Below are 17,802 nucleotides of genomic sequence, written 5' to 3'. Positions count from 1 at the left end.
CTGCATCGGTCCTCCCATGGCTCTGCAGGCCCCCCGGACGGAACCCTGCCTCCCCACCGGTCGACACACTAACCCACTAGCCCCCACTGACCACCACTTGAGGCCGTGTCGTGGGCACCCGCTCCACCCCCGCCCGCAGGGCCGGCCGCCGGCCCCCGGCGCGGGTGGGCGCGAACCCACCGCCCGGTCCTGCGGGGCACGTACGGTGTGGTGGTGACGGAGGCGACACGGGCCACCGACGGGACGGCCGACTCGTCGGTCGACGTCGCTGCGGAGGGCGCACGGATCGCGGCGAGCATCGGCCGCGTCGTCCAGGGCAAGGAGGACGTCGTCCGGCTGGCCCTGGTGGTCCTGCTCGCCGAGGGGCACCTGCTCGTCGAGGACGTCCCCGGGGTCGGCAAGACGACGCTCGCCAAGGCCCTCGCCGCCAGCCTCGACGCCAGCGTCCGGCGCATCCAGTTCACACCCGACCTGCTCCCCAGCGACGTCACCGGCGTGGCCGTCTACGACCACGAGACGCGGGAGTTCGAGTTCAAGCCCGGCGCGATCTTCGCCAACGTCGTCGTCGCCGACGAGATCAACCGGGCCTCCCCCAAGACGCAGTCCGCGCTGCTGGAGTGCATGGAGGAGCGACAGGTCACCGTCGACGGCGTCAGCTACGAACTGGCCCGCCCGTTCCTGGTGATGGCCACGCAGAACCCGCTGGAGATGGAGGGCACCTACCCCCTCCCCGAGGCCCAGCGCGACCGGTTCACCGCGCGGGTCTCGATGGGTTACCCCGACCCGGCGGCCGAGCTGGCGATGCTCGACGACCGCGCCACCGCCGATCCGCTCGCCTCGGTCCGACCGGTCGCCGATGCCGCCCTCGTCCGCTCCCTGGTGGCCGCGGTCGGTCGCCTGCACGTGTCCGACGCGGTGCGCCGCTACGTCGTCGCCCTGGTCGACGCCACCCGCCGCTCCCACGACCTGCGGCTGGGCGCGTCCCCCCGGGCAGGGCTCCAGCTGCTCCGGGCGGCGCGCGCCTCGGCCGCCCTCGACGGACGGGACCACGTCCTGCCCGATGACGTGCAGGCCCTCGCCGTGCCGGTGCTGGCCCACCGGTTACTGCTCAGCGGCGAGGCGACGGTGGCGCGGCGCACCCCCGAGCAGGTGGTGACGGCGCTGCTCGCCTCCGTCCCAGTCCTCCGCGGGCGCTGACCCGTGCGCGGCGCACCCGGCCGGACCCTGTCGACCCTCACACCCCGCGGTCACTGCCTGGTCGGCGGCGGGGCGACCCTCGCGCTGGTCGGCGCGGTGCTGGGTGAGCAACCGCTCGTGCAGCTGGCGCTGTTCGTCCTGGCACTGCCGCTGCTGGCCGCGCTCACCGTGCTCCGCGGCCGGTTCCGCGTGACGACCCGGCGCCAGGTCACCCCGCAGCGGCTGCCGCGCGGAGGGGTGGCCGAGGTCGCCCTCCAGCTGGGCAACACCGACACCCGCCGCGGTGGGCTGTGGTTGCTCACCGAGCAGCTCCCGCCGGCACTGGGGCAGGGTCACCGGTTCTCGGTGGCCGGCCTGGCACCCGGCGCGGCGACGACGGTCCGGTACACGCTGGCCGGCCGGCACCGCGGTGATTACGTGCTCGGCCCCCTGCAGCTGCGCGTGGTCGACCCGTTCGGCCTGGTGGAACGCACGGTCGCCGGCACCGACACCGCACCGCTGACCGTCGTCCCCCGGGTCCGCCCCCTCGGCCCCGGTGGGCCCGGCGGCGGGCACGGGCGCGGCGGCGACGGCGCGCGCCGGGCCATCGCCGTCCACGGGGACGACGACGTCAGCGTCCGCGAGTACCGCCGGGGCGACGACCTGCGCAAGGTCCACTGGCGGGCGACCGCGCGCACCGGCGAGCTCATGGTCCGCCTCGAGGAACGCCCCTGGCGGGCACAGGGCACGCTGCTGCTCGACACCCGGTCACGGGCCCACCTGGTGGTCCCCGCCCGGGACGCCGGCCGGCCGGTCCCCGGTCCGCCCGGTGACGACTGCCCGCCCGGCGACAGCCTCGAGTGGCTGGTCGAGGCGGCCGCCAGCATCGGGGTGTCGCTGGCCCAGCGGGGCGCGGAGCTGCGGGTCGTCACCGACACCGGGGAGCTGCCGCCGGCCGCGGGGCGCACCGGGCTCGGCGCCGACGAGCTGCTCGACCGGCTGGCCGGCGTGGGGCCGTCGCGGGCGGGCAGCCTGCGCCCCGCGATCAGCACGGCGGCCCGCGCGGCCGGCGACGGCCCGCTGATCTGCCTGCTCGGAGCGGTGGGGCCCGACGACGTCGCCGACCTCGTGCAGCTGCGGCCGGGCCCGGTCACCGACCTCGCGATCCTGCTCGACATCACCGGCTGGGCCGGCAACGGGCCGGGCCGGGCCGGGCGCATGGGGTCGGGGGCGGCGCGGGACGCCCTGTCCGCCCAGCGGGAGCAGGCCGCGGCACTGCTGTCGGGGGCGGGCTGGCGGGTGACGACGGCGACCGCCGGGCAGGACGTCGCCGCGGCGTGGGCCGCGCTGGGCGGGGTCCGGTCGGGAGCGCCGGCATGACCGGTCCGGACGTGCGCGGCTCCGTGGCCGCCGCCGTCGCCACCCTGCTCGGCGCCTGCGCCCTGACCCCGGTCTTCGCCTCCGGTGCCTGGTTCCCCCCGGTCGTGCTCGCCATCGGGGCGGTCCTCGCCGGCGGGCTCCTCCTCCGGAGGGCCGGTGCGCGGCTGAGCAGCGGAGCGCCGGTCCCCCGGCCGCTCCGTGCGCTGGGGACCGCGCTGGTGCCGCTCGGCCAGCTGGCGCTGCTGGTCTGCGTCCTCACCGCCGCGTTCGCCCCGGAAGGCGCGCTGGCGGGGATCGTCCCCACCCCGGAGAGCCTGGACCGGCTGGGCGGCGTCTTCGCCGACGGCGCGGCCGAGATCCGGGAGCAGGCCACCCCCGCGCTGCCGCTGACCGGCCTGCTCGCGCTCACGACCCTCTTCGTCGGCCTGGTGGCGATCCTGGTCGACCTGATCACGGTCGCCGGCCGGCAGGCCGCGGTGGCCGGGATCGGTCTCCTCGTCCTCGTGTGCGTCCCCGTGGGCACGGTGATCGGCGGGATCGGCCTGCTGGCGCTCGCGGCGCCGGCCGCCGGGTTCGCGCTGCTCCTGCGCGTCGACCAGGAACGGGCACTGGCCGGCCGGGGCCGGGACAGGAAGGCGCTGACCGGCGGGACCGGCACCGCGGTGCGCATCGGCCTGGCCGCCCTCGCGGCGGGGATCGTGCTCGGCGGCGTCGTCCCGACCCTGCCCGAGGGCTCGTTCACCACCGGCCTGGGCGGCGGCACCGGAGACGCCACCGGCACCTCGCTCGACCCGGCGGCGGAGCTGCGCGGGCAGCTGATCCTGCCCGAGGCCATCGAGCTGCTGCGCGTGGCCACGTCCGTGGAGGACCCCGGCTACCTGCGCGCCGTCGCCCTCGACGAGTACGACCCGGCCGACGGCTGGTCGCTGAGCAACCTCGACGGCGAGATCTCCGTGGCCGAGGCCGACGCCCTCGCGCTGCTGCCGGACCGCCAGGCGACCCGGCCGGTGACCGCCTCGATCCAGGTCCTCGAGCACGACGACCGGTTCCTGCCCGTCCCACCCGTCCCGCAGTCGGTGCAGGTCGACGGCGACGACGGCGCGTGGCGGTTCGACACGGCGACCGGGACGGTGTTCGGCCGCGACGTCACCAGCGCGGGGCTCTCCTACCGCGTCTCCGCCACCGAGCCCCGGCCGTCGCCGGAACTGCTGTCCCGGGCGGCGCCGCTCCCGGCGACCAGCGGCATCCAGCAGCGGTTCTCCGCCCTTCCCGACCTCGACCCGGCCATCGCCGAGCTGACCGCCCGGCTGACCGACGGTGCGGCCACCGGGTACGAGCGGGTGCAGCGGATCCAGAGCTACCTGAGCGACCGGTCCAACGGCTTCACCTACAGCCTCTCCACCGCCCCCGGGACGAGCGGTGACGACCTGGTGGACTTCCTCCGGCTCAAGCGTGGTTACTGCGAGCAGTACGCCGGCGCGATGGCGGTGCTCGTCCGGCAGGCGGGAATGCCCGCCCGCGTGGCGCTGGGCTACACGCCCGGTGACGTGCAGCGGGACCGCACCCGGCTGATCACCAGCGACGACGCGCACGCCTGGGTGGAGGTCTTCTTCGACGGCTTCGGCTGGGTGCCGTTCGACCCCACCCCGATCGCACCTGACCGGCAGGTCGCGCTCCCCTGGTCGCCGCGGGCGACGGCCGAGGACCGCGCTGACGCGGCGCCCGCGCTGCCGGTGCCGACGAGCGCCCCGCAGGCGCAGGTGCCGCGGGCCGACCGGCTCCCCCAGGCGGTTCCGCAGGTCGGCCCGCAGGAGACCACCCAGGCGTCGCTGCGGCCGCTGCTGACGGTGCTGGGCGCGGTGACCCTGACCGGCCTCGTGCTGGTCTCCCCGGCGGCACTGCGCGCCCTGCAGCGCCGCCGCCGGCTCGCGGCCGGCGGACCTGCCGGGGTGTGGGACGAGCTGACCGCGAGCGCGGTGGACCTGGGGCTGCACCTGCATCCGTCGTGGACCCCTCGCCGGGTCGCCGACGCGCTCGCCACGGCCGTGCGCCGCGGACCGGGTGGGCCGGCCGCCGCGGCAGCGACGGATGCGGTGCGGGGGCTCGCCCGGGCCGAGGAGGCCGCCGCGTACGGCCCCCCCGCGACTACGGGTGCCACCACGGGGGACGCACGGCTGCGGGCGACGCTGCGGACGGCCCGGCGCGGGCTGAACGGTGCGCGGCCGTGGCCGGTACGGGTGCGGGCACTGCTGTGGCCGGCATCGCTGGTGGACGACGTGCGGGCGACCTGGAACCGGTGGCGCCGGGACGCGGCCGGCCGCCGCTGATCCCCGGACGCCCGGACGACGTCACCGCCGGCGCCGGACGCCCCTCGGACACCTGCGCCCGGACCGGCCCGGGCCCCCGGTCACGGGTACCGCCCGGCGCACCGGGGCCGTCAGGGTGGTCCCGGCGCACCGGAGCCGTCGGTCACGCCGGAGGAACGACGCCGGCCGCCGTCCCGGGGGACGGCGGCCGGCGTCGGACGGCGCGGCTGGCTACTGGTCGTAGCGGCGGCGGAAACGCTCCTCGAGGCGGCTCTTCATCGGCTGACGGCCCCGGCGGGCACGCCCACCACGACCGGCGGCGGTGGCCCCGCGGGAGCCGGCCGAGCCGGGGGCGGGCTCGACCGCGCCGGTGGCGCCGCGATAGTTCAGGACACCCAGGGTCGCACCGGCGAAGGCGACCAGGAAGCCCAGGACGCCCAGCGGTACCGACCCGGCGACCGCGCCGCCGACCAGGACGGCCAGGCCGACCAGGACCAGCAGGCCGCCGAGTTGCAGCATGCGGCGGGCCTTCAGACGGCGATCACCGGTGCGGACCGAGGAAGCGAACTTGGGATCGTCATCGACGAGGGCGCGCTCGATCTGCTCCAGCAGACGCTGCTCGTGCTCGGAGAGCGGCACGTCGACCTCCAGGGTGGGGCGGAGCCAGTGGCCGTCGGAGGCTCCCGCCGACGGTACGTCTGAGGATACGAGCCCTTTGCAAGCCGCGAAAGGCGGCGCCGCGACGACCCGCCGGGCGAGCCGGCCGATCACTTCTCCGGGTGGACCGGCCGACGCATCCGGCCAGGTCAGGGGCCTGCTCGCCGCACCGGGCCGGAGCGGTGCAGCAACGTGGCCGGACGCACGGCGCCGGCCCCGAACCGCCGGGCTGCGCGATCGGCGGCCAGCTCCGCCTCCCGGCGGCCGTGCTCGCGGGCCCCGAGCTCCAGTTGACGGGGCGCCGATCCGGCGTCGACGAGCCGCTCGGCCCGCACCCCGACCAGCCGGATCCGGGCCCGTTCGAGCCCCAGGGCGTCGTAGAGGGACCGCGCCGTGTCGTAGAGCTCCTGCCCCACGTCGGTGGGTGCCCCGAGGGTGCGGCTGCGGGTGATCGTCGCGAAGTCGGCGAACCGCACCTTGATGCTCACCGTCCGGGCCAGGCAGCCGATCGAGCGCAGCCGGCCGGCCGTGCGCTCGGCCAGGCGCAGCAGCTCGCGGTGGACCACGACGGGGTCGTCGACGTCGGTGGCGAAGGTCTCCTCCGCGCCGGTGGAGCGCTCGGGCTCGTCGGGGACGACGCGCCGGGGATCGCGGCCCCAGGCGAGCTCGTGCAGGTGGGCGCCCGCCGCGGGACCGAGCGCCCGCTGCAGGGTCTTCGCCGGCACGTGCGCCAGGTCGGCCACGGTGCGCAGCCCCAGCCGGACCAGCGTCTCCTCCGTCTTCGGGCCCACGCCCCACAGCGCACCCACCGGCAGCGGGTGCAGGAAACCCATGACCTCCGGTGGGCGGACCACCAGCAGCCCGTCGGGCTTGGCGCGGGTCGAGGCCAGCTTCGCCACGAACTTCGTGCCGGCCACGCCGACCGAGCAGGTGATCCCCTGCTCGTCGTACACGCGGGCCCGGATGTACTCGCCGATCTGCGCGGCATCGCCCAGCCGGCGGCCAGCACCGGCGACGTCGAGGAACGCCTCGTCCAGGCTCAGCGGCTCGACCAGCGGGGTGATCGAGCGGAACAGCGCCATGACCGAGCGGGACACCTCGGTGTAGAGGGCCATGTCCCCCGGCAGGACCTTCGCCGTCGGGCACAGCCGCAGCGCCCGCGCGGTGGGCATGGCCGCGCGCACCCCGTACCGCCGGGCCTCGTAGGTGGCCGAGGTGACCACCCCCCGGTTGCCGGCCCCACCGACGATCACCGGCGTGCCGGCCAGCTCCGGGTGCCGGCGCACCTCGACGCTGGCGAAGAAGGCGTCCATGTCGACGTGCAGGACGGTGCACCCGTCCGCCCGCGCGACACCGTTCGTCACCGCCACCTCCCACACGTTCCCGTGGGTCGAACATGTGTTCGATCCACGGGAACGATAGCGGTCAGGTGCCGGGGCGGCCGGTCGGCACGCCCCGGCGTGCCGCGGTCAGCGGGTGGCGACGACCTCGTCGGTCTCCTTCTTGCCCGGCCACATCTTGGCGCCGATCACACCGCCGAGCGCGGCCGCGATGATCGACAGGCCGAGCCCGAGAACCGCCCAGCTGGCGGCCGAGCGCGCCGTCTCGGCGGCCTGACCGGCCTGGATGTCGGGCAGGTTGGCCTGCTGGATGCCGGCCACATCGGTGACCACACCGGCGAGGGAGCCGAGCAGGGCACCGCCACCGAACAGGGTCAGCAGCACGATGGTGACCACGGCCAGCGCCCACACCAGGATGCCGTGGAGCAGCCCCTCGCTGAACCCCCGCCACAGCGCGGTCGCTCCGGCGGTGAGCCCGCCCAGGAAGAGCGCGATCAGCCCGTTGATCCCGCTGATCAGGTCAGCGTTGTTCCCGGCGTCTCCGGCCAGCTCCCACCAGCCGAGCGCCAGCGTGGCCAGCTGCAGCAGCAGGAAGGTGGGCACCGCGACGATCAGGCCCGCCCAGACCGGCCCCCAGCGGACGCGGTCGCGGCGCGTCGGCGGCGTCTGGTGGTGCGTCTCGCGGAGGCCCACGCGGGTCGCCCCCTCGTCGGGGGTCGTGTCCACCCGGGCACCCGGCGTCTCCCGCGTCACGTCGGCGCTGGCGCCGGTCTGGGTACGACTCTCTGTCATGACATCTCCTCCTCGTGCGTCGTCTCATTGCCTCTGGCACACCAGAGGTGCCCGTCGAGGGCGTACCCACACCGGATGCCCGCCAGGAAAGGAATGAGTGCACCGGACGCCGACCCGTCACCTGATCGTGACCCTCGCCGGATCGGGGGAAACCGCTGGCCGGGCAGCAGGTGTCAGACCCGGACGAGGGAGGTAAGCAGCGACGCAGGGGCTGCCGTCCGGCTGCCCTGATCGACCTGGACGGAGATGCCATGGCGCTCGACGACGACGACATGACCAGCACGGAGGGCCCGGCCGACGGCGGAGCCTCGGGCACCCCGGGTACCCACGACGGCGGCGCCGACGGTGGCGCCGACAGCGGCGCGCACGGCCCGGCCGACGGCGCCGCGGGAACGGCCGACCACGGCGCGTCCGGCACCCCGGGTGGCCACGACGGCGGCGCCGACGGTGGCGCCGACAGCGGTGCGGACGGCGGCGCGGACGGCGGTGCCGACGGTGGCGCCGACGGTGGCGCGGACGGTGGCGCGGACGGTTCGGCCTGACCGAGAACCCGACCCCGCGGGGCGGGGCGGAGCAGCAGCTCCGCCCGGCCCTGCGGCGGTGCACGAACATGGCGCCCGAGCTCTTCGCCGAGCAGTACTGGGCACAGCGCCCGCTGCTCACGCGGGCCGAGGACACCGGCAACTCCTTCACCGACCTGCTCGACCTGCCCGCGGTCGACGAGCTCCTCTCCCGACGCGGCCTGCGCACGCCGTTCCTGCGGATCGCGAAGGACGGCGCCGTCGTCGACCCGAAGCGGTTCACCACCTCCGGCGGGGCCGGCGCGGAGATCGCCGACCAGGTCTCCTCCGACGCGGTGCTGCGGCTGTTCGCCGACGGGAGCACCGTCGTCCTGCAGGGCCTGCACCGGCTGTGGCCGCCGCTGATCGAGTTCGCCGACCAGCTGGCCGCCGACCTCGGCCACCCCACGCAGGTGAACGCGTACGTCACCCCGCCGTCCTCGCAGGGCTTCAGCCCGCACTACGACGTGCACGACGTCTTCGTGCTGCAGGTCGCCGGCGAGAAGCACTGGACCATCCACGAGCCGGTGCTCCCCGACCCGCTGCGCACCCAGGTCTGGACCGGCCGCGCCGACGAGGTCGCCGTGGCCGCCGCGCGTGAGCCGGTCGTCGACGCGGTGCTCCGCCCCGGCGACGCCCTCTACCTGCCCCGCGGCTACCTGCACTCCGGGAAGGCGCTCGGCGAGATCAGCGCGCACCTGACCGTCGGCATCCACTCGGTGACCCGCTGGGCCGCCGCCGAGTCGGTGCTGGACCTGGTACGCACCCTGGCGGCCGAGGACCGCACGCTGCGGGGGTCGCTGCCCCTGGGCGTCGATCTCTCCGACCCCGACGTCGTCGCCGACGACGTCGCCGCGGTCGTCGAGGGGCTGCGGGACTGGCTGGGCCGGGTCGACCCCGCCGAGGTGGCCGATCGCCTCCGTGCCCGCACCTGGGCCCAGGTGCGCCCCGAGCCGGTCGCACCGCTGGCGCAGTCGGCTGCCGCCGCGGCGCTGGGCCCCGACACGGTCCTCCGGCTGCGCCGACGGCTGCGCTGCGCACTGCGCGACGCCGACGACGGACGGGTCGGGCTGCTCGCGGGCCGCCGCACGCACTCCTTCCCGGCCGAGACGCGCGCCGCCCTCGCCGAGCTGCTCGCCGTCGGGGAGCTCAAGGTCGGTGACCTGCCCGGGCTGGAGCCGGCCGACCGGGTCACGCTGGCCCGCCGGCTGGTGACCGAGTCGATCGCCACGGTTCCCGACGCGGCCCTGCCGGAGCACGGCGATCCGACAGGGACCCACCGATGAGCGCGCGGCGGACCCGGTGGAGGGAGTGACCGGACCCATTCCCACGGACGCCGACGACTTCTGCCGTACCGACGCCCCTGCCCGGCCGCCCGGCCGCCTCGACGCCGGCCGCTGCTCGGTGCAGGCGCTCGAACGCGGCGACTCCGGTGTCGCCACGGCCGCCCCCGTGTCCCGCTGGCTGCTGATCGAGCAGCCGGGTCCGTGGGGCCGGCAGGCCCTGACGCAGTCCCGCTTCGACGCGCGGGTGGCCCGGCTGCTGGCCGAGCGGGCGGCACGGGAGGGCGTGCGGGTGCTGCTGGTGCGCCGCCCCGGTGACCGGCTGGCCGATTCGGGGCGGCGCTGGGCCTACGCGGACAGCCGCCCCGGCCGCGAGGGGGTGTGGTGGTCGGTGCGGTCGGCCGACGCGGACCTGCTGACCGCCCCGTGGGACGGCACCGCCGGAGAGCCGGCGGCCGGCGCCACGTACCTCGTCTGCACCCACGGGGGGCATGACGCCTGCTGCGCGCTGCGCGGTCGCCCGCTGGCCCGGGCGCTGCCCGTCGACCCGGCCGACGTGTGGGAGTGCAGCCACCTCGGCGGTGACCGGTTCGCCGCCAACATGCTCGTGCTGCCGCACGGCTTCTACTACGGGCAGGTGCCCGGTGACGGCGGCCTGGTCGTCGCCGCGCACGCCCGCGGCCAGGTGGCGCTGGCGTGGCTGCGCGGCCGGGCGGGCCTGACGGCTCCGGCCCAGGCGGCGCAGCACTACGCACGCGAGGAACTGGGGTTGCTCGGCGTCGACGACCTCACCCCGCTCGGCGTCGTCGGACTCGATGCGGCCGAGCCCGGGGCGGAGCGGTGGGAGGTCACCCTGGCGGGACGGGCGGAGACGGTCGTGGTGACGGTGGAGAGCCGGCCGTCCCCGGAGGTCGTGCACCTCACCTGCCAGGCCGCGCGGCCCGGCCGGGTGCGCACCTGGCACCACCTGTCCCTGACCACCCGCCCCGGGTGATCTGCGGGCAGCTGACGGCCGGGCTCAGGAGAGGGCACGCCCGCGGGCGGCCAGCAACGGGATCGCCAGCTCGGTCGAGGTGAGCGACCCGTGGTACGCCGCCAGCCGGCTCGGGCTGGGCTCCAGGCGGGAGCTCACCATCGCCCAGCTGCCCCGGGCCAGCGCCACGACGTCGCCGATCCGGGCGGCCAGGGCGTCCTGCACCGGCCCGAAGATGCCGCTGGCGATCGCCTCGTCCCGGCCGGCCACCCACGCCCGGTCGCCGAGGACACCGCGCCAGCGCGCCAGGACGTCGGCCTCGGCGCCGGGCTCCGCGTGCACGTAGCGGGCGCGCGGTTCGCCGGCGAGCAGCCGGACGCCGTCGGCCAGATCCGGCTCGTCGTCCAGCTCGAGACGGGTGTACGCGGGGACGTCGAGCATCCCGTGGTCGGCGGTGACCAGCAGCGCGGCGTCGTCGGGCAGGCCGTCGACGAGCTGCTCGACGACGCGGTCGACCAGGGCCAGCTGGGCGCGCCAGCTCGGCGAGTCGACCCCGCGGACGTGGCCGGTCAGGTCGAGCTCGGCCATGTACCCGTAGACCAGCGCGCGCGGACCGGCGTCGAGCGCCGCCCGCACGAGCGCGGTCAGGTCGCCCGGGCCCACGGCGCCGGTGTAGTCGGCACCTCGGTAGGCCGCCTCGGTCAGCCCCGACCCGGCGTAGGCCCACGGGCCGACGGCCGTGACGGCGACGCCGTCGGCGGCGGCCCGCTGGAAGACGGTCGGCTGGGACTGCCAGTCGGCGGGATCGGGGTCGTCGGCCCACTGGGTGTGGTTGAGGGTGCGCCCCTCCCCCGGCACCTCGGTGACGAACCCGAGGACGCCGTGGCTGCCCGGGGGCAGGCCGGTGCCGATGGTGGCGAGGCTGACCGGCGTGGTGCTGGGGCAGGGCGCCTGCAGGTCACCGGCGGGGCTGCTCAGCGCGGCGAGCGTGGGGGCGAGGGCCGCATGGGCGCGGAGCAGGTCGGCGCCGAGCCCGTCGACCAGCAGGACCGCGACGCGGCGGGCGCCGCGCAGGGCCTCGGTGAGGCCGAGCGGGTCGGCCGGCAGGTCCCCGCGCGGCACCGGGGTGCCGAGAGCCGCCGCGACACCGGGCAGGACGTCGGCGAGGGTGGCGACGCCGTACGCCGGCCGGTGGAGGTCGGGCGGGAGCCCGTCGCCGTCGGCCGGGGCGGTCACGGGCGGCTGGCCAGCAGGTGCAGCCCGGCGGCGACCTCGCGGTAGGGCGAGATCCCGGCGAGCGCCAGCTCCAGGTGCCGGACGTCGGCCGGGTCGGCGCCGGAGGCGGCCTCCAGCAGGTCGGCGACGACCGACACGCCGCGCCAGACGCCGGAGGTCAGGCCGGCGCCGTCGATCAGGGCGACGAGGTCCTCCGGCGAGAACCGGCGGCGGGCCGGGCGTCCCGGGATCGGCCCCTGGTCGCCGAGCAGGGCGAGCGCCTCGGCCGGGTGCCCGGCGACGGCGCGGGCGAGCACCGCGCCGGCCCGGTTGGCGACGGCGAGGCTGACCTGACCGCCGATCCGCAGTGCGCCGGCGATCTCGCGCAGCGTCGCCGCCGGGTCGTCGACGACCTCGAGCACGGAGTGGCACAGCGCGAGGTCGTAGTCGCCGTCGTCGGCCAGCACTTCGTGCAGCAGGTCGCCGTCACCCTGGACCCCACGGACCCGCCCCCCCACGCCGGCGGTCTGCGCGCGGCGGTGGAGCGTGGCCAGGGCGTCGGCGCTGGGGTCGACGACGGTGACGTCGTGACCGAGCCGGGCCAGGGGCACGGCGAACACGCCGCTGCCGCCGCCGACGTCGAGCACGCGCAACGGGTCACCGGCGCTGACCAGCGGATCCAGCGCCGCCCACACGGCGGCGGTCCGGACGGGCAGCTGCTCCGCGGTCGGCGAGGCGGGAACGGTGGGCACCCACCGGAGCCTAGCGGCGGTGCGCCGGCCACACCGGCCGCGACGTCCGGGACGCCGGCCGCTCAGGCGGGAACGCTGTCGGCGGCCTGCCGGATGACGTCGAGATCGATGCGGCGCATCTGCATCATGGCGTCGGTGGCGCGCCGGGCCCGGCCGGGGTCGGGGTCGTTCAGCAGGGACATCAGCTCGGTGGGGACCACCTGCCAGGAGACGCCGAAGCGGTCCTTGAGCCAGCCGCACATGCTCTCCTCGCCGCCGTCGGTGAGCCGGGTCCAGTAGTGGTCGGCCTCGTCCTGGTCGGCGCACATGATCTGGAAGGAGATGGCCTCGCTGTGCGGGAACTGCGGCCCGCCGTTGAGCGCGACGTACTCCTGCCCGTCGAGGGTGAAGCTGACGGTCATCGCGGTCCCCTCCGGCATGGGCATGCCGGGGCCGTAGCGGGTGACGTCGCCGATGGAGGAGTTCGGGAAGATCGAGGTGTAGTGCGCTGCGGCGTCCTCGGCGCAGCCGTCGAACCACAGGCACGGGATCTGCTGGGGCATCGCTGGTCCTCCTTCGCGGGCCCCGGCCGGGTGCCGGGGTCGGTGGGTAGACCTCCTCCGGCCGCCGGACTCATCGGTCGGCCGGCACGGCCCCGCAGCTCACGGCCCCAGCTCACGGACGCGTCCGGAGCCAGGCCTCCCACTCCGGCCACACGAGGTCGGCCAGTTCCTGGTAACCGGCCGCACCGGGGTGGGCACCGTCGCCCTCGGCCACCTGGCGCCGCCACGGGTCGCTGGCGCCCAGCGGCCCGGTGACGGAGACGTAGGGCACGTCCCGGGCCGAGCAGATCTCGGCGAAGCGGACGTCGAGCGCCGCGATACGGGCGTTCTGCCCGTCATCGGCGATCGGCGGCGGGCCGACGACCAGCACCGGCCACCCGGCCGCCACGGCACCGTCCAGGAGGGCCGCCAGCGCGGTGACGGACCGCTCGGCCGGCACGCGGGGTGTGCCGCCCTCGAGCGCCGTGTCGTTGACGCCGACCCCGACGACGATCCGGCGGTCGTCGCCCACGGAGAGCCGGGGCCGGCACTCGGCCTCCCACCGGGCGAGCACGTCGACGCTCGTCTCCCGCCGGACGCCGAGGTTGTAGGCGGTGAGCGGGAGCCCGGCCCCGGTGCTGCGGGCGCACAGCCGAGCCACCCAGCCCCGGTGCTCGGCGTCGCCCACACCGGCGACGAACGAGTCGCCGATGAAGCAGACGCGCAGGTCGGTGATCACCACCGCATCCTCCGGCACCCGCTGCCCGCCGTGGCCACCCGGCGATCGTTTACCGGTTCAGGGGCCGCGGGCAGAACTCCTCGGTCAGCGCCGTCGACGACCGAGGAGTTCCCATGGCCAGCTCCACCCGCCCCCGCCCGCTCCGCACGACCGCGGCCGCGTTCGCCATCGCCGCCGCCTCCCTCACGACGACCGCCTGCGGTGACGACGTCGTGGACGACGGCGTCGAGCAGAACGTCGAAGAGGGCGTCGACGACATCGAGCAGGAGATCGACGGCGCCACCGACACCGAGGGCTGAGTTCCTCGGCGCGCAGCCGCGTGGAACTCAGTGACCGGAGCTGCCGGGGCTGGAGTGCCAGAGCTTCCGCGGCGGCGCCGACGCGGCCCGCCGGGCCGCCCCCTTCGTCTCGTCGCCGGCGGGCCGGATGTCGGCGTAGGGCGACATCCGGAAACCGGTCGGGTGCACCAGCACCGGCCGCACCATCACCGGCCGCGAGTTCCGGGACGCGGCGGCGCCGGCGATCGCCTGCTCGGTGTACTCCCCCGGTGCCGCCATGAGCTCGGCGACCGCTGCCAGCCCACCGGCCTCCCAGGCCTCGTGCAACGCCGGCAGCTCCCAGGCGCCGGTGGCCCGCAGCGACACCCCGCGCGGGCCGGTGCGCCGCAGGACACCGCGGATCACCAGCAGCCACGAGTGGAAGACCGTCGCCGCGTAGGGCCCCTGCGCGTCCTCGAAGAAGGTCGAGTCGGTGCAGCCGCTGCTGTCGTCGAGGGTCACGAAGACCACCCGGCGGCCGGACCGGATCGGCGGGGTCTGGGTGGCCACCTTCACCCCGGCCACCAGCACCTCCGCGCCGCTGCGACAGCCGAGCAGCTCGCCGGACGGCACCGCGCCCAGGGCGCCGAGGAACGGCCGGTAGAAGTCGATCACGTGCCGGCTGGCGTCCAGCCCGAGCACCTCGAGTTCGGCCCGCACCAGCTCGGCGTCGGTGAACTCGGGCAGCCCGCTGCTCTCCGCCCAGCTCAGGGCGGCCGTCCCGTCCCGCTCCGAGTTCCCGCCCGCCGGCTCCTCCTCCAGCCCCATCAGGTCCAGGCTCAGCTGCCCGTCGGACGTGGCCCGCGCACCGCTGCGGCTCCACCGGTCCAGCTCGCTGATCTGCAGCAGCAGGTCCCGCCGGGTCACCTGCCGGCGCCGGCGGGTCGGCCGGCCGGCTTCGCGGTCCCGCATCCCGAAGCCGTAGAGCGAGTCGAAGCCGCCGGCCAGCACCAGCCGCTCGACCACGGGCCGGGACACCGACGCCCGCGACCAGAAATCCGTCAGTGACCGAAAGGGCTGTCCCGCCACGATCCGGGTGACCTCGTCGTCGGAGATGCCCTTCACGTCGGCCAGCGACAACCGGATGCCGTACCGCGAGGGATCGGGCATCGCCGCGGGCATCCACTCCGGCCGCCGCCAGCCGCCGGAACCCTCACCCTCCACGTCATCCTCAGGGTCGTCGGGGTCCTCGCTGGTCAGCTGCTCGACGCGGTAGCTGCCGGTGGAGGCGTTGACGTCCAGGCCCAGCACCCGGATGCCGAAGTTGCGGGCGTCGTCGAGGATCAGCCGCTTCGGGTACATGCCCGGGTCGTGGGTGAGCACCCCGGCGAGGAAGGCCGCCGGGTGGTGGGTCTTCAGCCACGCCGACTGGTAGGTGGGCAGCGCGAACGCCGCCGCGTGCGCCTTGCAGAAACCGAACGACCCGAAGGCCGCCAGCACCTCCCACACCCGTTCGGCCACCTCGACCGGGTAGCCGGCCGCCAGCGCGCGCGGCACGAACCAGGCACGGACCTCCGGATGGGCGTCCTTCTCCCCCAGCGCACGGCGCACCTCGTCGGCCTCGGCCAGCGTGCAGCCGGCCATCCGGGCGACCACCTGGAGCACCTGCTCGTGGAAGACCACCACCCCGGCGGTCTCCGCGAGGGCGAACTCCAGGTCCGGATGCGGGTACTGCGCCTCCTGCCAGCCGTTCCGGGCCAGGAGGAACGGGGTGACCATGTCGCTCTTCACCGGCCCGGGCCGGAACAACGAGATGTCGACGATGAGGTCCTCGAAGGTCTGCGGCCCGAACTTGCCGACCAGCTCGCGCTGCCCCGGCGACTCGATCTGGAACATGCCGAGCGTGCGGGTGCTGCGGATCAGCTCGAACGTCGTCGGGTCGTCCCGGGGGACGGCGTCGATGTCGACCGACTCCTCGTCGACCCGCGCGATCTCGTCGAGGGCGTGCGCGATCGCCGACTGCATCCGGATGCCGAGCAGATCGAGCTTGAGCAGCCCCAGCTCCTCGACGTCGTCCTTGTCGAACTGGCTCATCGGATAGCCGAGATAGCTGCTCTCCACCGGGGTGCGGTCCAGCAGCGTGGCGTCGGACAACAGCACCCCGCACGGGTGCAGGGCGATGTGGCGGGGCAGCCCGTCGAGCCGGGCGACGAGGTCGAACAGCAGGTCGAGGTCACCACTGCCGCCGGAGCGCCTCGACCCGAGCCGGCTGGCCCGCAGCTCGGGCAGGTCGCGCAGCGCGGCGTGCACCTGGTTGGCCCGGATGTGCGGGAACGCCTTGGCGACGGCGTCGACCTCCGCCTGCGGCAGCCCCAGCGCGGCGCCGACGTCGCGGATCGCGTGCCGCACCCGGTAGGTGTCCATCATCGAGATGCAGCTGACCCGGTCGGCGCCGAAGCGGTCGATCACCGCGTCGTAGACCTCCATCCGGCGGGCGGACTCCACGTCGATGTCGATGTCGGGCAGCTGGTGGCGCAGCGGCGAGAGGAACCGCTCCATCAGCAGGCCGTAGCGCAGCGGGTCGACGTCGGAGATGCCGAGCAGGTAGGTGACGAGACTGCCGGCCCCCGACCCGCGCGCCGCCGCCCGAACCCTCAAGCTCTTGATGAGGTCGACCACGTCGGCCACGGTGAGGAAGTAGGACGGGTACCCGAGGGACTCGATGACCCCGAGCTCCTCGGCCAGCCGCTGCCGCACCCGTGCCGTGGGCGCCATGCCGCGCCGGCCCAGCCCGGCCTCGCAGCGGGCCCGCAGCACCTGCGCCGGGCCCATCCCCCGTTCGGCCGGTGTGGTGACCACGTCGAGCTCGGGATACCGGACGCTGCCGATGCCCAGGTCGCCCGCCGGATCGACGGCGCACTGCTCGGCCAGCCGGGCGGTGCGCTCGAGCAACCGCAGGGCGGCGTCCCGGTCGGGGCCGACCACGTCCTCGGCGACCTCGGCCATCTCCTTGCCGGACTTCAGGTAGCCCTCGGCCGTGGTGCGGTCGACGTGCCGGGCACCGAGCGGGACCAGCCGCCGGGCGGCGTCGAGGACGTCGGCGGTCGGCGCGTCCAGCGCGTCGACGTACCGGACGGCGTTGCTGAGCACCACCGGCACCTGCTGCTCGGCGGCGAACCGCAGCATCGCCTGGGCGCGGGAACGGTCACCCCGGCCACGGTGGTGCACCAGCTCGAGCGCCAGGCCGGGTCCGAAGACGGCGCGCCACACGTCCAGCTGCCCGGCGGCCAGATCGGCCCGGCCGGCCAGCAGCGCCCGCCCCACCGGGGAGTCGGGACCGAGCAGCGGGGTCAGCCCGGTCGCGTGCTCGGCGGCGATCGCCAGCGAGCTCACCGGCTCGCCGCGGGTCCCGCGCAGGTGGGTGGCGCTGGTGAGCCGGCACAGCGACCGCCAGCCGGCGCCGTCCCGGGCCAGGAAGGTGACCCGGGGCAGCCGCGGGTCGACGCTCGCCCCACCGCGGGCCGGGGCCCGACGGGCAGACGTCGTCGCCCGCGGCCGCCGCGCCGCGGCGGGATCCTCGCCCAGCACGTGCGCGAGCGCCGGCGGCACGCTGGTGCCCAGTGCGGGCGCCACCGCCAGGTCGACCCCGAAGATCGGTCGCACCCCGGCCGACCGGCAGGCCAGCGCGAACTTCACCGCGCCGTACATGCCGTCACGGTCGGTGAGGGCCAGCGCGGGCATGCCGTGCTCGGCGGCGCGGGCCACCAGATCGGCGGGGTGGTTGGCCCCGTACCGCATGGAGTAGCCGGAGGCGACGTGCAGGTGGACGAAGGGGTCACTCACGCGGCTTC

15 protein-coding genes are annotated in these 17,802 nt (G+C 75.9%); 7 read left to right on the top strand and 8 right to left on the bottom strand.

All coding sequences use genetic code 11. The features are described 5' to 3' along the window. The first annotated feature begins 285 nt into the window (after positions 1-285). From ABDB74_RS07850 to ABDB74_RS07840, 3 genes are read left to right on the top strand one after another with little or no spacing between them, the layout of a single operon-like run. Complete coding sequence (locus ABDB74_RS07850; protein WP_407062168.1) at positions 286-1,197, top strand: AAA family ATPase; 912 nt, start codon at positions 286-288, stop codon at positions 1,195-1,197. A 3-nt stretch (positions 1,198-1,200) separates the two neighbouring features. Beyond that, positions 1,201-2,556 (top strand): DUF58 domain-containing protein, encoded by a 1,356-nt coding sequence (locus tag ABDB74_RS07845; RefSeq protein WP_346623068.1) that lies wholly within the window; start codon positions 1,201-1,203, stop codon positions 2,554-2,556. Continuing rightward, positions 2,553-4,883: a DUF3488 and transglutaminase-like domain-containing protein gene (locus tag ABDB74_RS07840; protein ID WP_346623067.1), complete on the top strand. Its 2,331-nt coding sequence runs from the start codon at positions 2,553-2,555 to the stop codon at positions 4,881-4,883. The genes ABDB74_RS07845 and ABDB74_RS07840 overlap by 4 nt, the downstream gene beginning before the upstream one ends. Positions 4,884-5,093: 210 nt before the next feature. Here ABDB74_RS07840 and ABDB74_RS07835 read toward each other — a convergent pair whose 3' ends face one another. The 3 genes from ABDB74_RS07835 to ABDB74_RS07825 all read right to left on the bottom strand — a co-directional run bounded on the left by ABDB74_RS07835 (position 5,094) and on the right by ABDB74_RS07825 (position 7,651). Next, positions 5,094-5,501, bottom strand: coding sequence for a DUF3040 domain-containing protein (locus ABDB74_RS07835; RefSeq protein WP_346623066.1), 408 nt, complete (start codon positions 5,499-5,501; stop codon positions 5,094-5,096). Between the two features lie 167 nt (positions 5,502-5,668). Further along, positions 5,669-6,883: a DNA polymerase IV gene (gene dinB / locus ABDB74_RS07830; RefSeq protein ID WP_346623064.1), complete on the bottom strand. Its 1,215-nt coding sequence runs from the start codon at positions 6,881-6,883 to the stop codon at positions 5,669-5,671. Between the two features lie 105 nt (positions 6,884-6,988). Further along, a complete protein-coding gene (locus ABDB74_RS07825; protein ID WP_346623062.1) occupies positions 6,989-7,651 on the bottom strand; it encodes a permease in 663 nt (220 codons plus the stop codon). A 251-nt stretch (positions 7,652-7,902) separates the two neighbouring features. On the opposite strand from ABDB74_RS07825, the gene ABDB74_RS07820 reads away from it, so the two are divergent. The 3 genes from ABDB74_RS07820 (at position 7,903) to ABDB74_RS07810 (ending at position 10,488) form a co-directional block, all read left to right on the top strand. Next, the gene (locus ABDB74_RS07820; protein ID WP_346623060.1) at positions 7,903-8,193 is read left to right on the top strand and encodes a BatC protein; all 291 of its coding nucleotides are present in this window, start codon (positions 7,903-7,905) and stop codon (positions 8,191-8,193) included. A gap of 68 nt (positions 8,194-8,261) precedes the next feature. Beyond that, positions 8,262-9,497: a JmjC domain-containing protein gene (locus tag ABDB74_RS07815; RefSeq protein ID WP_346623058.1), complete on the top strand. Its 1,236-nt coding sequence runs from the start codon at positions 8,262-8,264 to the stop codon at positions 9,495-9,497. Positions 9,498-9,522: 25 nt separating this feature from the next. Then, positions 9,523-10,488, top strand: a complete 966-nt coding sequence (locus ABDB74_RS07810) for a sucrase ferredoxin (protein ID WP_346623056.1) — start codon at positions 9,523-9,525, stop codon at positions 10,486-10,488. 24 nt (positions 10,489-10,512) lie between these two features. On the opposite strand, the gene ABDB74_RS07805 is transcribed toward ABDB74_RS07810, so the two are convergent. The 4 genes from ABDB74_RS07805 to ABDB74_RS07790 all read right to left on the bottom strand — a co-directional run bounded on the left by ABDB74_RS07805 (position 10,513) and on the right by ABDB74_RS07790 (position 13,694). Further along, positions 10,513-11,703, bottom strand: coding sequence for a nucleotide pyrophosphatase/phosphodiesterase family protein (locus ABDB74_RS07805; protein ID WP_346623055.1), 1,191 nt, complete (start codon positions 11,701-11,703; stop codon positions 10,513-10,515). Continuing rightward, positions 11,700-12,434, bottom strand: coding sequence for a methyltransferase domain-containing protein (locus ABDB74_RS07800; protein ID WP_346623054.1), 735 nt, complete (start codon positions 12,432-12,434; stop codon positions 11,700-11,702). Before ABDB74_RS07800 ends, ABDB74_RS07805 begins: the two co-directional genes overlap by 4 nt. Before the next feature lie 62 nt (positions 12,435-12,496). Then, the gene (locus ABDB74_RS07795; RefSeq protein ID WP_346623053.1) at positions 12,497-12,976 is read right to left on the bottom strand and encodes a VOC family protein; all 480 of its coding nucleotides are present in this window, start codon (positions 12,974-12,976) and stop codon (positions 12,497-12,499) included. 112 nt (positions 12,977-13,088) lie between these two features. Continuing rightward, positions 13,089-13,694, bottom strand: coding sequence for a GDSL-type esterase/lipase family protein (locus tag ABDB74_RS07790; RefSeq protein WP_346623052.1), 606 nt, complete (start codon positions 13,692-13,694; stop codon positions 13,089-13,091). Positions 13,695-13,807: 113 nt separating this feature from the next. Between ABDB74_RS07790 and ABDB74_RS07785 the strand changes: the two genes are divergently transcribed. Continuing rightward, complete coding sequence (locus tag ABDB74_RS07785) at positions 13,808-13,993, top strand: hypothetical protein (protein WP_346623051.1); 186 nt, start codon at positions 13,808-13,810, stop codon at positions 13,991-13,993. Positions 13,994-14,020: 27 nt separating this feature from the next. On the opposite strand, the gene ABDB74_RS07780 is transcribed toward ABDB74_RS07785, so the two are convergent. Further along, positions 14,021-17,794, bottom strand: a complete 3,774-nt coding sequence (locus ABDB74_RS07780; protein ID WP_346623050.1) for a DNA polymerase III subunit alpha — start codon at positions 17,792-17,794, stop codon at positions 14,021-14,023. Positions 17,795-17,802: the final 8 nt, after the last annotated feature.

It is taken from the genome of Blastococcus sp. HT6-4, from assembly GCF_039679125.1.
In the GTDB taxonomy this organism is placed as follows: Bacteria; Actinomycetota; Actinomycetes; order Mycobacteriales; family Geodermatophilaceae; genus Blastococcus; species Blastococcus montanus.
Note: the sequence above shows the minus strand (reverse complement) of the source record. Positions and strands in the feature narration are given on the sequence as shown.